11 protein-coding genes and 7 pseudogenes are annotated in these 15,431 nt (G+C 50.7%); 11 read left to right on the forward strand and 7 right to left on the reverse strand.

Features of this window, described 5'->3' with window-relative positions; genetic code table 11:
• The 3 pseudogenes from BG74_RS16320 to mukB all read left to right on the forward strand — a co-directional run.
• Nucleotides 1-369: pseudogene (locus tag BG74_RS16320) on the forward strand (chromosome partition protein MukF); the annotation flags it as partial.
• A pseudogene (gene mukE / locus BG74_RS03305) lies at nucleotides 350-1,008 on the forward strand (chromosome partition protein MukE). The pseudogenes BG74_RS16320 and mukE, both read left to right, overlap by 20 nt.
• A 95-nt stretch (nucleotides 1,009-1,103) precedes the next feature.
• Nucleotides 1,104-2,460 (forward strand): annotated as a pseudogene (gene mukB / locus BG74_RS21120) (chromosome partition protein MukB); the annotation flags it as partial.
• Between the two features lie 92 nt (nucleotides 2,461-2,552).
• Here mukB and BG74_RS21125 read toward each other — a convergent pair.
• The gene (locus BG74_RS21125) at nucleotides 2,553-2,762 is read right to left on the reverse strand and encodes a hypothetical protein (protein ID WP_501037407.1); all 210 of its coding nucleotides are present in this window, start codon (nucleotides 2,760-2,762) and stop codon (nucleotides 2,553-2,555) included.
• A gap of 173 nt (nucleotides 2,763-2,935) precedes the next feature.
• Here BG74_RS21125 and BG74_RS21130 point away from each other — a divergent pair, with 173 nt between their 5' ends.
• The 7 genes and pseudogenes from BG74_RS21130 (at nucleotide 2,936) to BG74_RS03315 (ending at nucleotide 7,677) form a co-directional block, all read left to right on the forward strand.
• Complete coding sequence (locus tag BG74_RS21130) at nucleotides 2,936-3,196, forward strand: hypothetical protein (protein ID WP_501037408.1); 261 nt, start codon at nucleotides 2,936-2,938, stop codon at nucleotides 3,194-3,196.
• Nucleotides 3,078-3,461 (forward strand): annotated as a pseudogene (locus BG74_RS21135) (hypothetical protein). Before BG74_RS21130 ends, BG74_RS21135 begins: the two are co-directional and overlap by 119 nt.
• Nucleotides 3,462-3,488: 27 nt before the next feature.
• The gene (locus BG74_RS21140; RefSeq protein ID WP_501037409.1) at nucleotides 3,489-3,674 is read left to right on the forward strand and encodes a hypothetical protein; all 186 of its coding nucleotides are present in this window, start codon (nucleotides 3,489-3,491) and stop codon (nucleotides 3,672-3,674) included.
• 152 nt (nucleotides 3,675-3,826) lie between these two features.
• Nucleotides 3,827-3,985, forward strand: a complete 159-nt coding sequence (locus BG74_RS21145; RefSeq protein WP_501037410.1) for a hypothetical protein — start codon at nucleotides 3,827-3,829, stop codon at nucleotides 3,983-3,985.
• A gap of 280 nt (nucleotides 3,986-4,265) precedes the next feature.
• Nucleotides 4,266-4,448 carry a hypothetical protein gene (locus tag BG74_RS21150; protein WP_501037411.1) on the forward strand — a complete coding sequence of 61 codons (183 nt, stop codon included), beginning with the start codon at nucleotides 4,266-4,268 and terminating at the stop codon, nucleotides 4,446-4,448.
• A gap of 61 nt (nucleotides 4,449-4,509) precedes the next feature.
• Nucleotides 4,510-4,632 carry a hypothetical protein gene (locus tag BG74_RS21155; RefSeq protein ID WP_501037412.1) on the forward strand — a complete coding sequence of 41 codons (123 nt, stop codon included), beginning with the start codon at nucleotides 4,510-4,512 and terminating at the stop codon, nucleotides 4,630-4,632.
• A gap of 2,415 nt (nucleotides 4,633-7,047) precedes the next feature.
• The gene (locus tag BG74_RS03315; protein ID WP_066596597.1) at nucleotides 7,048-7,677 is read left to right on the forward strand and encodes an MBL fold metallo-hydrolase; all 630 of its coding nucleotides are present in this window, start codon (nucleotides 7,048-7,050) and stop codon (nucleotides 7,675-7,677) included.
• A 111-nt stretch (nucleotides 7,678-7,788) separates the two neighbouring features.
• Here BG74_RS03315 and BG74_RS03320 read toward each other — a convergent pair whose 3' ends face one another.
• The 6 genes and pseudogenes from BG74_RS03320 to pncB form a co-directional block, all read right to left on the reverse strand.
• Nucleotides 7,789-8,979: an amino acid aminotransferase gene (locus BG74_RS03320; RefSeq protein WP_066596598.1), complete on the reverse strand. Its 1,191-nt coding sequence runs from the start codon at nucleotides 8,977-8,979 to the stop codon at nucleotides 7,789-7,791.
• 171 nt (nucleotides 8,980-9,150) lie between these two features.
• Nucleotides 9,151-9,398: pseudogene (locus tag BG74_RS19420) on the reverse strand (porin).
• Between the two features lie 234 nt (nucleotides 9,399-9,632).
• Entirely contained in the window at nucleotides 9,633-9,806 is a 174-nt protein-coding gene (locus tag BG74_RS19425; protein WP_369678491.1) for a hypothetical protein, read from the reverse strand.
• Nucleotides 9,755-10,144: pseudogene (locus BG74_RS19430) on the reverse strand (porin). Before BG74_RS19430 ends, BG74_RS19425 begins: the two are co-directional and overlap by 52 nt.
• Nucleotides 10,145-10,467: 323 nt before the next feature.
• Nucleotides 10,468-11,868 (reverse strand): asparagine--tRNA ligase, encoded by a 1,401-nt coding sequence (gene asnS / locus BG74_RS03330; protein WP_066596601.1) that lies wholly within the window; start codon nucleotides 11,866-11,868, stop codon nucleotides 10,468-10,470.
• 247 nt (nucleotides 11,869-12,115) lie between these two features.
• Nucleotides 12,116-13,386: pseudogene (gene pncB / locus BG74_RS16330) on the reverse strand (nicotinate phosphoribosyltransferase).
• A gap of 292 nt (nucleotides 13,387-13,678) precedes the next feature.
• Here pncB and pepN point away from each other — a divergent pair.
• On the forward strand, nucleotides 13,679-15,431 hold a 1,753-nt coding region (gene pepN, locus BG74_RS03340; protein ID WP_244267220.1), incomplete at its 3' end, for an aminopeptidase N.

Here is a 15,431-nt window from a genome sequence, read left to right on the forward strand (position 1 = left end):
TGGGTGTTGACCTGCGTCGCCGCCGATCAGCTGATGGATATGCGCTATGAAGAGCTGCCACTGCGCAATGAAGAAATGACCGGCAAATTGCCGCCGGATATGGAATATGAAGAATTCAACAAGATCGGCGAGCAGATTGCGACGCCGGTGGACGAGGCGCTGGCGGTGTACGAGTATCAGCTGCTCGACCTCATGCGCGATTACCTGGCGCATTATCCATACTCATGCTATTTCGACGTGGCACACATCGTCATAGACCAGGCGGTGCACCTGGGTGTGGCCAGGTTAAATTTTACAGGTATCGCCCACTGGCAGGTAATCAATGATTTTAGCGCTAAGGTACAGGCCAATGTCATCAATGAGTATTGAAGAAAGTTTGCCGGTAAAACTTATAAAAGAATGCTGTCTAACCCGTTATTTCCAGCCCTAGACATCCTGCTGCGCGCTTCTAGCCGCCACATCGGCATTGAAGATATGGATAGTCATTTTCTGATGGATTTTCAGGAGAAGCTAGAAGGCTTTTACCGCCTCTATAATGTGGAGCTGATGTGTGCGCAGGAAGGGTTCTTCTATCTGCGGCTGTGCTCTACCCTACCACCTTGATGCCGTGTTCGGTGTTATCGGCGTTTAATATGATGGTCGGCAAAATCCTTTGCTATTTGTATTTGAGCCCCGAAAGACCGACCTATGAAAGAATTTTCAGCCAGCAGTAACTATACAAACGAATTGTTGAGCCTGGCCTATGAGAACAAATTGCTGAAGTTGGTGAACCAACGTTCTACCAACTCGGATCTGGACAGGTAAAATTTGCAGTAGAAAGTGCTCACCTCCCTTACTTGTCTGCGCCTGCTGCGCATGATCTGGTTTATGGGCAATGACACCAGAAAATTCCGTATTACGGAATCTGTTTTCCACTTTGGCGCCGATCCGTACGAATCGCAATTAAGGATGATTAGCGAAAGTGAGGCGATGCCGCTGGAGAATGCCCTATCGCTCGGCGATGAATAGGATGAAAACGATGAAAATGAGGCGCTCACCGGAGAAAGCTCGGATGATCTAGAAGATGAACAGGCATCAGTGAGCATGGAAAATTCTGCTCACTGATGCCTGTTCAATTGGAATGGGTTTTCGACCGGACTTTTGATCTGGATTTATTGGTCACCATTCTGTCTGGCGGTAACAGCGCGGGTAAATCCACTACTAAGGCGGTAATAAATGCCGACTTAGTAGTGGATTTAACCTTCCTGCATTTTCGTAATACCACCGAAGCCGGCGCCACAAACGGCTCGCGCGATAAGGTGCTGCACGGCAAATTACGCGCCGGGGTATGCTACTCAACGCTGAAAGTTATCACTTGCTGCCACCAGATCGTGCTTGTCGGCGTGTGCCTGCAACAGATAGCCGGCCGCGATCATAAAGTAGATATCCAGCCATTCATGATCCTCCAGGGGGGCTGCCAGTCAAAATAACTCTACCGAGATCCTGACGATGACTGTGGGCGATCTCCAGGCGCGCGCTGCCGTTGCAGGAGCTCAAAGAATGGGTTAAGGTTATTGAAGGCGTACTATTCAAGCAATTCAACTCCATCACCGACTGACACTCGCTAATGTTCGATCTCGGCATAGTGCCTTGCCAGCTGCGTCTAGCGCCGATCGCAGCAAATACTACCTCCTGATTGAGGCGTCGCTCTACGGCGGTATTTTCAGCGCGATCACCCGGTCGCTGCGCGGCTATCTGGTACTGGTAAACAATGGCGTGCGTAAAGTGTTTCAGGACATGGAGGCGTCGCTGAGCGAAAACCGCCTGACTCTGGAAGCTATTCGCCATCACGCAATCGGATTGTGATTTGTTCAAGCATCTGACATCTGAAGCCACCACGTATGTGGCGGCGCATTATATGCGCCACGCTAACGAATGGCGTCTGCATATGGAAGATGCCCTTAATCTACTCTGCGCCGCAACCTGTGCGCCAACCCTAAGCCGGCTGGCCTCCGAGCAGTATCGCCACGTCGATATAGCCTGGGGGCTGTCAGAAATCAGCAGCGGCAAATAGGATTTGGAAACTAATTACTAAGCAGCTAACCGCAATCACCTGAATCTGGTGCAGACCACGATGCGCCCAGCAGGAAAAATCCGCCGTTACCGGGAATATTTAGAGGAGCTAACCCTCCGGCTGTAAGAACAGAATGAAGTAATAGCCGAATCCGCCGAGCAGCATCAGGAGGACGAAGCGCAGTTAGAAACGGCCGAGTTAGGTGTAGATGAAATAAAGCCAGCTGGCAGACTATCAGCTGGATGTGCAGCAAACGCGCGCTATCCCAGTATCAGTAGGCGCTACAAGCTCTAGATCGCGCTCGAGAGCTGTGCCAGATTCCAATATTGACATGGGAAGACGCTGTGCCGGGGCTGGACACGTTCAAGGAACGCGAACAGGAAGAGACCGAGCACATGGTTAGTCTCTAGCGAAAAATGAATATGTTCTAGTCGGTTAGCAGCCTGTTTGAACAGGCCTATGGACTTGGTGATAAAATCTTTGAACAGGTTAGCCGCAGCTAGACGCCTGGCAGACGGCTTGAGATTTCCTCCGTAACGCCGCCTCGCAAAGCCACCAGACGAGCGGCTGCGCGGAAAGTAGGGCGCTGAGCGATTGCTGCAGGAATTTTGCCAGCGTATTGGCACAGGATTACCCCGAGGCCCTCGACGCAGTGCGGTAGGAACTGAAGGTACCAGTCGAAATGCTGTTGGCGAGCGTCGCCAGACATTGGAGAAAACCACCATGCGCATCGAACATCTTACCGCGCGCAGCCTCCCCGTCCAGGCTGACGGCGCAGGATGCCCTGATGGTACTCAGTGAGAAAAGCGGCGAAATGCTGACCAGCAGTCGCCAAGTGACGGATACCATTCAGCTTTTGCTGGAACGCGAGCGGGGGGCACCGTGGAACGCTACGAGGTCGCGGGACGCAAGCGGCGTATCGAGGCGCAGATCGAGCGTCTTAGCTACCCGGGCGGGACGGAAGATAGCCGTCTGCTCTCGCTGGCCGAACGCTTCAGTGGCGTGTTGCTCTCAGAGATTTATGATGACGTTACGCTTGACGGCGCGCCGTATTTCTCATCTCTCTATAGCCCCTCCCTCTCCATCCCACGCGATTGTGACCCCGGGTTTGTCGTGGGTGCGCGAACAACCAGATGGTCTTGAGGATTGCCCAGATGACCTCTATTTGATTGAGGTAGATCCGCAGTTGTTCGACGATAATGTGTTCGGCGTGGAAGCGCTCTAGGGAGCGGCGCTGATCAAAGTAGCGGACCGTCAGTGGCGCTATTCGCGCTTTCCAGTAGTACCGCTATTTGGCTGCGCCGCGCGCGAAATCCGGTTGGAAAACCTCATTGCCGAGCGCGATGTACTGGCGGAACATTACGCCACGCTCTCGTTCAACGTGCAAAAAATTCAGGGTCAGCATTAGGCATTCAGCCGCTTTATCGCCGCTTGCTTGGCGGTGGTGTTCGGGCCGGATCCAGAAGTGGACATGCGCACGCTCAACGCCCAGCGACGCGAATTAGAACGCGAACTTAGCGACCACTATAGGCAGAATCAGCAAAGCCAGCAGCAATACGATCAGATGCGCGAAGGGCTGCAACTACCCAACCAGCTTATCTCAGACTCGGCGTCTTTCTAGATAACCAGCTATAGGATCGACTAGAAATAGTGAGGCCGATTGGCAAGACGCGCAGGACGCGGCCCGCTAGATCCAGCACTAAAAGGAGCTGGTTCAGCTCGATCCTCTGGCGGCGGCGCTGCAAAGCGACCGACCCTGAACAGCATGGGCAATTGCGTGCTGACTATGAGCTAGCACAACAGACTCATCGCCCGACACGGCAAAAGATATCTGTCCTGACAGATGTCGTCCAGCGCCGTGCCCACTTCAGTTATTCCGATGCCGCCAGTATGCTGAGCGAAAATATCGATCTGAACGATAAGTTACGCTAGCGTCTGGAGCACGCGGAGACTGAGCGCAGCAAGGCGCGCGGCGCGCTTAACGCCCATCAAGCCTCAGCTTACGCAGTTCAGCGAAGGTACAAGCGTCATTAAAAATCTCTTACGAAGCCAAGTAAGATAGATATGCTCAAGGATATTAATGCAGGAGCTCAACGATATCAGGGTGCAGGCCGATTACCAATGCGGAGGCGCACACCCGCGAACGCCGGGATCAGCTGCACATAACCCTGAGCCAGAACCGCGGTCGCCAGTAACCAGCTGGAAAAAATTGATGTTCTGTGAAGCAGAAATGGACGCTTCACAGAAAAAGTTGCTCAAGCTGGAACGTGATTATTATCAAACCTGCGAGCAGGTAGTTAGCGCTAAGACCGGCTTGGTGCGCGCAGTGCTGCTACGCCTGGTGAAGGAAAACAGCGTCGAGTGTCCAGCACCGCTGAGAGCTAGCCTAATATAGATAGAAGCCGAGGATCTGCGTTCCATTTCGAACAAAGCGCCTGGGCGAACTGCGGCTGGCGGTGGCGGATAACGAACATCTGCGTGATGTACTGTGGCTATCTTGGAAGATCCCAAGCGGTAGGAGTGCAAAATTCAGTTCTTTATCAAATTGGTACCAGCATCTGCGAGAACACATCTGCTAAGATATTATCCGCACCGACGGAAGCCATTGAGCAGATAGAACTCGAACTGAATCGCTTGACGGAATAGTTGACTGTCAGAGAGCAGAAACTGACCATCAGTTCCAAAAGCGTGGCCAACATTATCCGTAAAATTATTCAGTGCGAGTAGAATCGTATTCGCATGCTCAATCTAGAGTTGCAGGCGGTCAGTTTCGGCCAAGTTAAAAGCGTGCGTCTTAACGTTAGCGTGCGCGAAGCCCATGCGACGTTATTAGATATGGTTGAGCGAGCAGCAAGAGCAGCTTAGGACCTGTTCAGCAGCCAGCGCCTGACGTTTTCTGAAGCGCTGGCCAAGCTGTATCAGCAGCTAAATCCACAAATCGAAATGGAGCAGCGAACGCTGCAGACCTTTGGCGATGAACTGCTGGATTACCACCGCAACTATCTGGAAAAGGAATGTTGAGGTCAACTGTGGCGCCGACGGTTAGTTGCGCGCGGAGAGCAGGACGTTGTCTACCTATAAGGCCAACGGTACCGGTGTATCAATTCTATTGATGGTAGTGCAAAGCTAGGAAGAGGAGTCTAAAAGCCTGCGCGGCAAAATATCTTTGCCGCGCAGGCTGTTATTTCTAGTGCCGTTACCGAGACCGACAGTCAGGCTGGATAAGGTTTTTGACCGAGGGTAGGTAGGCCAGTGGTTAATTGAGATACTTGGCCCAGATTGACCGTCGGCAGGTTGAGATTTTAGCCTCCGGCCCGTACTCTAGTTGATGGAGGTTTTTAGCCGAAATTGGCCGCCAATGGGTTGCGGTTTTCGACCCTGAGTGAATGAGATTATTGTGCTCGCCGATACGCTTGCCATCCCGGCGAGCGCGGAAGCAAAACCGAGACCCATCGCAGATCGCCACTGCGATGGGTCTTAGCAGCAGTACGACAGTCGATATTTCCTGAAGCGTCCTACTTATTTTCTTTATCAGGTTGAATGATAGTACGCTTGTCTATCCTGTGGGGTAGGTCCGCGCTTTTTCGTCCCTCCGTTTTAAAATACCGCCAGCTATGCAGCTGCATGCGGCAATAGCTATACTCCCTTCTCAGACGGCGTTTAAAGCATGATGAATGAAATCGATCCCTACCTTACTTATGACGGGCCATGTATTGCCCTTCGGTTAATACGGGTTCGGTTACAGCAGTTTTGCCATCGTACTTAGAGCGCGTATTGGAGGTGTTGACTGCTGCCGGCAATTTCCATGCCGTGCCGGGGGGAGGTCTCTTTTCTAGGCGGCGATCCACTGCTGTCAGCTCATGCCGCTGAAAAAATTCAGCGGTTATTAGGCATCACGGCGTGGGCCGTACGATGATATTGCCGCCGGCATGGCTCAGAAAAATGGTCAAAGGATAACCGCTTCGCAGGGTTTTGCTTTGGTTTATTGCGCAGATTTCCTTTTCTGCTTATTAACTACGGTGGACAAGGTCAAAAAAACATAATAAATTAACTGCTTCATTAGGGGACACAGGATGTTAGTCACGAAATCTGCGTGGTTGCGACGCGCGATGATGCAGCAGCACCTGCTGCTGCTGACCGGTATCGCTTCGCTATTCGGCATCGCCTTTTAGCGCGCAGACCGTGTAAAACTAGGGTGTTGGCGCTCTTTTTTTCGTGACAAATTTCCGGGATAAATTTCCCCTACTCATGTGTAACCCTAATTTTTCCCGAGAAATTGCGGCGTATTATGCTGCACGCTAGGATGAGCCAATGTAGCAAGACCGGGTTGCGGTGCGGTATTTTCAGCAGCAACTGGCGGAACTGGCGCTGTCGAGCGTCCAACCGTAACTCACCCCACTTGGGCGCAGTGGCTCACGCATACACATATTACCGGTTTAACTCGGGATAAAAATCTTGTCCGACGCGATGCGCATATGCTGACCCTGAATAATTTGCATACTGGTGAAACGTTGAAAACGGAATTTTTTAATAGTAGAAGGTATGACCAAAAGCGAGCTGAACCGATTAAATCATTTTTTCCATGATTTTCTTGCCAATAAGATAACCGAAATCGATCCTTAGCTTTTCGACTATCTTTTATCTTTATATCGTCTGCAAACAGTGCTGTAGACCAGCAAGCCGGTGCAGCTTGTTTCCAGTTATCGGACGGTACATTGCAGGCAAAAAGCAAGGGCGTAGCGAAGCACAGCTGTTATACGCTGTAAAGCCGTAGGTTTCCATGTTTAGTTGAGGACATACAGCTCAACATAATCCCTAAAACAGTGCTCAAGCTCTGCAAAGGCGGCATGGGGTGGTTACTCTGCTTGCGCAGTAATTTCGTCTATCGATACTGGGCTGGTACAAACCTGGTAAAGCGCCACAATTTCTATTTCTATCAACGCGACCACCGTTTCGCCGTATAATAAGGGCCAAAAGTCCAGATAGGATACAATATGAAATATCACATTATGCCGGTAACGGCGTTCAGCCAGAATTGTTCTTTGGTTTGGTGCGAACAGACCGGTGAAGCGGCGCTGGTAGATCCCGGCGGTGAAGCACAGCGGTTGCGCCGAGAAGCCGCTGTGCTGGGCGTAACGGTAAAAGAAATATGGCTGACTCACGGTCATCTGGATCATGTCGGTGCCGCTAGCGAACTCGCGGCTTATTATCGTGTGCCCATCGTCGGTCCTCATCGCGACGATAAACTGTTGCTGGCGAGTTTGCCAGCGCAGTGTCGGATATTTGGCATAGAAAGCATTCCGCCATTGACGCCCGATCGCTGGCTGACGGATGGTGCCAAGGTGGGCGTCGGTACGTTGTCGTTTAGCGTACTACATTGCCCCGGCCATTCTCCAGGGCATGTGGTGTTCTGGAATAAAGAAGCGAAATTCATTTTGATGGGGGACGTGCTGTTTAATGGCGGCATTGGTCGTACCGACCTGTCGGGCGGCGACAGGGTAGCGCTGATGCATTCGATCCGCTATCAGTTCATGCCGTTAGAGGATGATATTGTCTTTCTGCCCGGCCATGGCCCTATGTCAACTTTGGGCCACGAGCGCCGCAATAATCTTTTTCTACAGTAGCCGCCGCTGAGTGTTTCTATCCACTGCCACCGTGCGTGTGAACCAGCATGACATTGTCATTGTCATTTTCATCTCTCGGATGCGCTACCTCACAGGCAGTTTAACCGGCGGTTACAGTACAGATGCGATCGCTTCGCACAATAGCGCCATGTTATCCGGCGTCATTCCAGCCACGTTGATGCGGCCTGAATTCACTATATAGATGCCTGCTTGGTCACGCAGCTTTAGCACCTGTTCCTGAGTCAGGCCACTAAAGGAGAACATGCCGTTTTGCCGGTTGATAAAGCTGAAGTCCTGTCGTGCTCCTTTATCCAGGAGGGTGTTGACGAATAGTTGACGCATACGTTGGATGCGTTCGCGCATACTGCTCAACTCCTGCTCCCACATGACGCGCAGCAAGTCGTCGGACAAAATGGTGGCGACAACGGAGGCGCCATGCGCCGGCGGGTTGGAGTAGTTGGCGCGAATGATGGCCTTCAATTGGCTGAAGGCGCGATCGGCAATTGCGCTATCGGGCGCAACCAGGGTGCAGGCGCCGACACGTTCATTATACAGGCCGAAATTCTTTGAAAAGGAGCTGCACACGATGAGCTCCTGATGCGCTTCGCAAAAAATGCGTAAACCCACCGTATCTTCCTCCAGGCCGTGAGCGAAACCCTGATAGGCGAAATCAAACAGCGGTAGCCAGCCCCGTCGCGCCGACAGCACCGCCAGTTCGCGCCATTGTTGCTCAGTGGGGTCGATCCCAGTCGGATTATGGCAGCAACCGTGGAATAAGACGACATCACCGGCCTGTACCTGGCTCAAGGACGCCAGCATTGCCGTAAAATCGAGCGTATGGGTGACGGCGTCATAGTAGGCGTAATCGCACATCGTCAATCCCGCTGCGCTAAACACATTTTTATGGTTTGGCCAGCTAGGGTTGCTTACCCAAACGCGCCGCACGGCGGTATTGTGTGTCAGGAAATCCGTGGCCACACGTAGGGCGCCAGTACCGCCGGGAGTTTGCGCGCTGCGTGCCCGAGATCTTGCGATAATGGCGCTGTCCGCACCGAACAGAAGGAGCTGCGCGCCCACAGCGAAGGCTGTGATGCCGTCAATACTCAGGTAATTTTTGCTGGTCTCATTTTCTAGCAGCAGCGATTCCGCTTTTTTTACGCTAGTCAGCACCGGCGTATTACCGGTTTCATCCTTGTAGACGCCGATACCAAGATTGATTTTGCTCGGGCGATCATCGGCGCGAAAGATATCCAGCAGGCCGAGAATCGGGTCCGCTGGTGCGACTGGGATAGATTCAAACATGGGATATATGTCCAAACGTCACAGTGTGCAAAATTGCTATCAGGTTACCGTTACGAGAGCCGTTTGCCAACCGTTTACCGCCTATTATTTTATTGCCACACAAAAAAGAGACAGGGTGCAAAGCTCTGCCTTCACTATCCTGATCTTCAGTCGTATAGGGTAGAAAGGGGATTAAAACTGGTAGACCAGACTCAGGGCAACGGTATCGCTTCTGCCGATACTCAGTTCGTTGTCATCATCAATCTGGTTGATGATGTAGTCAACATAGATGAACGTGTTTTTGTTGAAGTAGTAAGTCGCGCTACTTCAAAATACTTGATTAGGTCAACATTGCCAACTCCTTCAATGTCTTTACCTTTCGACTGCACACAGGCGACGGACAGAAGTAGACCGAAGTCGAACTGATACTTAGCAACCAATTCAATCAGCTGGGTTTTGCTAGCAAAACTGGTAGCGTTAAAATCAGTGCTCTGCTGATTAGTGTTGCTGATGCAGGTCGAGTTAGGGTTTCACCGTAACATAGCGGCCAGATAAATGTTGTTGGCATAATATTTAAGATTGACTGCCCAGAGAAAAAGCTCAGCAATGGGCAGATTGCTGAGCTTTTTCTCTGCCGTTAGTATAGTAGGCGTTTTGCTGTGCATCGGTAAGATTCAGAAGAAGCATAAGCACTGACGATAGCAATACCTATGGGAGAGTTGTAGCTGGTAGATGCTCCCAGCCGTCAACCAACCCGAAGAGGTGTTGAGGTAGGTAATTACACCGGTGTTACGATTCACCATAAAGTTGTCGCTATAGCCGGAATTACCGCCGAATTCCGGCAGCATATTGCTCCAGCCGATGGCATCGTGTACACTACGCCGTAGTTACTGCTGTAATCGAATGAACCGGCATCAATGAATTTTAGACTGGCGAATGCCAGATGGGTTTTGTTGCCGTCCTGAGCGTCGACGCTGCTTCGGAGTTATTTCCTGGAAATTATATTCCCACTGGCCGAAACCTGTCAGCTGGTCGGTACGGTAATCTGAGTTTCACTTTTGAAGACGAGACGCGCGTAAGTCTGGTCGCCGTCACTGCCATAGCTGTTGTCGCTGTGGGAGAAGTAGTGCAGGCTGACAAGCCCCTTACCGTAGATGGCTAATTTATTGCCATCTTTGTTATACACTTCGGCCGCATTATCGGCACTGATAGGCAATAAGGCCAGAGTTACTACTACAAGTAGATTAAAATATATATAATAATTTCTTACGAAATATTATTGAGAGTTTGGTATCTTCCTGTGTCTGTGCGCAGCATTCCGTTCACAAGATCGTTAATCTACTCTGAAAATTATACAAGTATCGTAATAATATTTCATGAGAAAAAAATATATGTAAATGTAATTTACAGGAACTTTATGAGATATCTCTCACTTTAAAAAAGGCCAGCAGAGATGGCCTTTTTGACTTAATTTATATATTTTTATTATATTAAATTAAACGCCGAAATTTAAAAATTGGCATTGCGAGGACTTCGCGGGAAGGGTATTACATCACGAACATTTTGCATTCCTGTGACATAAACTATTAATCTCTCGAAACCTAATCCAAAACCTGCATGCGGAACGGTTCCATAGCGGCGCAAATCACGATACCACCAGTAATCTTCTTTATTAAGACCCATTTCTTCCAAACGAGTATCCAGCCTGTCTAAACGCTCTTCACGCTGCGATCCGCCAATGATTTCGCCGATGCCAGGGGCTAGCACATCCATAGCGGCGACGGTTTTACCATCGTCATTCATGCGCATATAAAACGCTTTGATATCCTTGGGATAATTCTTCACCACTACCGGCGATTTGAAATGTTTTTCCGCCAAATAGTGTTCATGTTCCGAAGATAAGTTAATCCCCCAGGAAATCGGATTTTCAAATGTCTGGCCACAGTTTCGCAGAATAGTTACTGCCTCTGTGTAGTCGACTTGCGCGAAATCTGCACTAATAAAGTGTTTCAGACGATTTATTGCTTCTTTATCGACCTGCTCGGCGAAAAACTGCATATCGTCAGCGCGCTCGGCCAATACCGCCTTAAACACATATTTAAGCATCGTTTCTGCTAAGCTGGCGGCATCCTCCAGGGTTGCAAAGGCCACTTCTGGTTCGACCATCCAGAATTCGGCGAGATGGCGGCTAGTATTGGAATTTTCCGCCCGGAACGTCGGACCAAATGTATAGATTTTTGACAGGGCGCAGGCGTAACTTTCACCGTTCAGCTGGCCGGAAACGGTTAAAAAGGCCTCTTTGCCAAAGAAATCTTCATCGTAATTGACTCTGCCATCGACCGTGCGCGGCAGATTTTCCAAATCGAGGGTAGAAACGCGGAACATTTCGCCGGCGCCTTCGGTATCGGAGGCGGTAATTAACGGGGTCGATACCCAGAAGAAACCCTGCTCATTCATAAAACGGTGAATGACCTGCGCCAAAGTGTGCCGGACTCGCGCCACCGCACCAATCAGGTTGGTACGTGGGCGAAGATGGGCAACTTCGCGCAAATATTCCACGCTATGACGCTTAGCGGCCATGGGGTAGGTATCCGGATCGTCGACCCAGCCGAGTACCTCAACGGCATGAGCCTGTATTTCGTAACGCTGACCGCCCCCTAAGGATTCCACTACCCGACCGGTAACCGATACTGAGCAGGCGGTGGTCAGGCGTAGAACTTCGTTCCTATAATTAGGAAGAGTATTATTAATGACAGTCTGTAATGAATAGAAGCAGGAACCGTCATAGACGGCAAGAAAGGATATTCCGGCTTTGGAATCTCGGCGGGTACGCACCCAACCCTGTACAGTGACTTCACTGTCAGCCGGCATGCGCCCTTGTAGTACATCGACTACAGGAACTACGCTCATAAAAACTCTCTTGCTCAGTTAAAATAGAAAAAGGTCGCGAGTCTGGCAACGGAACATAGCATAATATGTTACTTGGCGTCGGCAAGACTACAAGAGAAAATCGTATATTTACGGCGGCGATGATGTTTATGTCGTGTAATGAGGGTAGAAAATCTCTATTAAACGAGCTAAACCGCGGTCTTCCCAGACGCTTTTGCACAAAACGGAGGAACGGAAAATGCCAACCTCGGCTTGGCTAGATAGAGGTTCATTTCAACTGGCCTTTTTTGCCTACCAGCGGCATATCATAAGCTTTACGCAAGGCGCGAACAAAGATTTTATCGTGACAGATCGTTTTTTTGGGCTGTCCGGCCTTCACCACCGGGTTACCGTTTTGCACTCCACCAGCTTGATGACGATTTTAATCGGCTTAACGGCGAGAATATCGCAGCAGGTCAGACGGGTACCCAGATACCAAAAAACGAGATTGATACGCTGCCAGAAATGGTGGTAAAGCATCAGTGCTTTGTCGAAATCGAGGTTATCGGAAAACACCAGCGTTTTTCCAAGAGGAACAATGCCTAGCCGTTCATAATGCGCAATCGCCTTCTCGCCCCATTCTATCGGGTTGCCGGAGTCGTGATGCAGGAACTGATAGGGACGTATGGACGAACGCCGACCAGAAGTCGCGTAAAATAAAAAGTATTCATAGTGATGCAGTCGGTGAGCGCGATCCTTGACCGGTATTCACCCAGCCAGGCCAGGCTCGCAGCGCGTCGCGCTGACTATTGGCCAGATCGGGGCATATCTGTTGATGCGCTTGGAACCATTCATACGCCTTGGTACCTCGACCGACGGCAGGCCAGGCTGCATTCCTCACGCTAACTGGTAGCTGCTGGTGCCGATAAGGTAGGGAAACGTACGCTGTAGTTCGGCAACTAAATCAAACTGGACCTAGCACGAGAAGCAGCGCCGGGTGCCGAAATCCATAAGTCTGAAGCGGGACATATCCACATCCGCACTGAGATGGCGAAATAGCGCATCTTCTCGCAGCTGCGCTACCGCGTCAGCTATGGCTTGAAGTGGCGGTGGCACACTACCTTGCTTATCACTGCGAGCAACGGCACTTCCTAATAAAATAGCGTCGCGCGGAAGCCGGTGATTCGAATATCGAGTTTGCCGTTGTGATTGCTTACTTACACCTGGACACCTTGGTTCGGGTTTAAACGGAGCTGACGCAGCCAATTGAGATAGTCGCTTTGGAAAAGCGGCAATCCGTGCAAGTAGGCAAACTCCTCCTGGTCCAATTTCAAATTAAACATCACCTCAATCTAGGCACTGATGTCGGTCTAGGCACTGATGTCGGCAGAGTATTCCCTCAGAAGATCGTCCTTGCGGCAGCGGCACTCTACGCTCCTCACCGTCACATTATAGTAGCGATGAAAAAACGGCTTGCCGCATATGAAATGTATAGGTATCAGTGTCGAGTATCGACGTTAAAATCGGATCGGTAGCAACATTCACGGTGCATTCAAGCATCCTTTTACGATATATTATCTCAGTCGGATAAAGGATAACGACTATAAAAAACCGCGTTATCCTATAAGTGTAGTCACATTAGAGAACAATTATCGTGATAACGTCGGGACCAAACGTGCCGTCCCGCGAGTTAGTAGCCCGGTCATTTGGTAGATTTTCTCACTCGTCCGCGTTGTTTTTTTTTGCGCGAACGCTGCATTTTAGCGCTCTTGCCAGGCTTTATAATGGCAACCTGCCACTAACAGGAATAGACTTAACGACAGAAATCGACACTGATGCCTAAAGGTTAACTATGATGCAACAGCCGCAAGCCAAGTACCGCCATGATTATCGTGTGCCGGAATATACGATCACCGATATTCACCTGGATTTTGATCTCAAGGCAGAGAATACCACCGTTACGGCAGTCAGCACCGTCGTTCGTCAGGGCCGGTCCGGCGTGCCCTTGCTGCTCAATGGCGAGGATTTACATCTACTGAGTTTACGGGTAGACGATCAGGAGTGGACGCATTATCACCTAGACACCCCGGGATTGGTCATTGAGAAGTTGCCCGCCATTTTTACCTTGACTATCAAAACACTGATTCATCCTGCCAACAATGCTGCCCTGGAAGGGCTCTACCTTTCTGGCAGCGCGCTCTGTACCCAATGCGAGGCGGAAGGTTTCCGCTACATTACCTTTTACCTGGACCGTCCGGATGTTCTGGCGCGTTTTACCACGCGCATTTTGGCAGATAAGAAACGCTATCCGTTCCTGCTCTCCAACGGCAACCGTATTGCTTACGGGGAAACAGGTGATGGCCGGCATTGGGTAATCTGGGAAGATCCTTTTCCGAAACCGTGTTACCTCTTTGCGTTGGTGGCGGGGGATTTTGATGTATTATGCGACAGCTTTACCACCCGCTCCGGCAGAGAGGTCGCGCTGGAGCTATTTGTTGATCGCGGCAACCTGGAGCGCGCCGACTGGGCAATGGCGTCCCTCAAGCGCGCCATGCGTTGGGACGAAACTCGCTTCAGCCTAGAGTACGATCTGGATATTTATATGGTGGTGGCGGTCGATTTATTCAACATGGGCGCCATGGAGAATAAAGGGCTCAACGTCTTCAACGCCAAATATGTGCTGGCCCGGGCGAAAACCGCCACCGATGTGGATTATCTCAATATCGAACGGGTCATCGGCCATGAATATTTCCATAATTGGACTGGTAATCGCATCACCTGCCGAGACTGGTTTCAGCTCAGTCTGAAAGAGGGCCTGACCGTATTCCGCGATCAGGAGTTCAGTTCGGATATCGGCTCACGCGCCATCAATCGAATTAATAATGTACGCGTGATGCGCAGCGCACAGTTCGCTGAAGACGCTAGCCCAATGGCACACCCCGTTCGCCCAGATAAAATCATTGAAATAAATAATTTTTACACCTTGACGGTGTATGAAAAGGGCGCTGAAGTCATCCGTATGCTGCATACTCTGCTGGGGGAGGAAAAGTTCCAGGTCGGCATGCGCCGCTATGTTTCCTGCCACGACGGCAGCGCAGCTACCTGCGAAGATTTTGTCGTGGCGATGGAGGAGGCCGGGGATATCGATTTGACGCTGTTCCGCCGCTGGTATAGCCAGTCAGGTACACCACTGGTGACAGTGCGCGACGATTATAATGCCGAGCTGGGGCAATATACCCTGCACGTTGCTCAGATGACGCCGCCGACGCCAGACCAGCAGGAAAAACAGGCGTTGCACATTCCGCTGGATATCCAACTGCACGATAACCATGGACAGGTAATCCCGCTACAGCAATCCGGCGCGCTAGTAAATTCGGTGTTGAACGTGACCGATAGCGTACAGACGTTTATTTTCGATCATGTGCCTTCGCTGCCCATCCCCTCTCTGCTGCGCGAATTTTCCGCGCCGGTGAAGCTGGATTATCCCTATAGCGATCAACAATTGATTACCCTGATGCGCTTCGCCACCAGTGATTTCTCTCGCTGGGATGCAGCGCAAAACTTACTGTCTATCTATATTCGTTTAAACGTAGCTCGCTATCAGG

Source organism: Sodalis-like endosymbiont of Proechinophthirus fluctus, assembly GCF_001602625.1.
Lineage (GTDB): Bacteria > Pseudomonadota > Gammaproteobacteria > Enterobacterales > Enterobacteriaceae.

Excerpts from the sequence above, each read along its gene's own strand:
- BG74_RS21125 (WP_501037407.1), bottom strand. The coding sequence starts at position 2,762 with ATGTCTGGCGACGCTCGCCAACAGCATTTCGACTGGTACCTTCAGTTC.
- BG74_RS21150 (WP_501037411.1), top strand. The coding sequence starts at position 4,266 with ATGTTCTGTGAAGCAGAAATGGACGCTTCACAGAAAAAGTTGCTCAAG.
- BG74_RS03315 (WP_066596597.1), top strand. The coding sequence starts at position 7,048 with ATGAAATATCACATTATGCCGGTAACGGCGTTCAGCCAGAATTGTTCT.
- BG74_RS03320 (WP_066596598.1), bottom strand. The coding sequence starts at position 8,979 with ATGTTTGAATCTATCCCAGTCGCACCAGCGGACCCGATTCTCGGCCTG.
- BG74_RS19425 (WP_369678491.1), bottom strand. The coding sequence starts at position 9,806 with ATGCTGCCGGAATTCGGCGGTAATTCCGGCTATAGCGACAACTTTATG.
- asnS (WP_066596601.1), bottom strand. The coding sequence starts at position 11,868 with ATGAGCGTAGTTCCTGTAGTCGATGTACTACAAGGGCGCATGCCGGCT.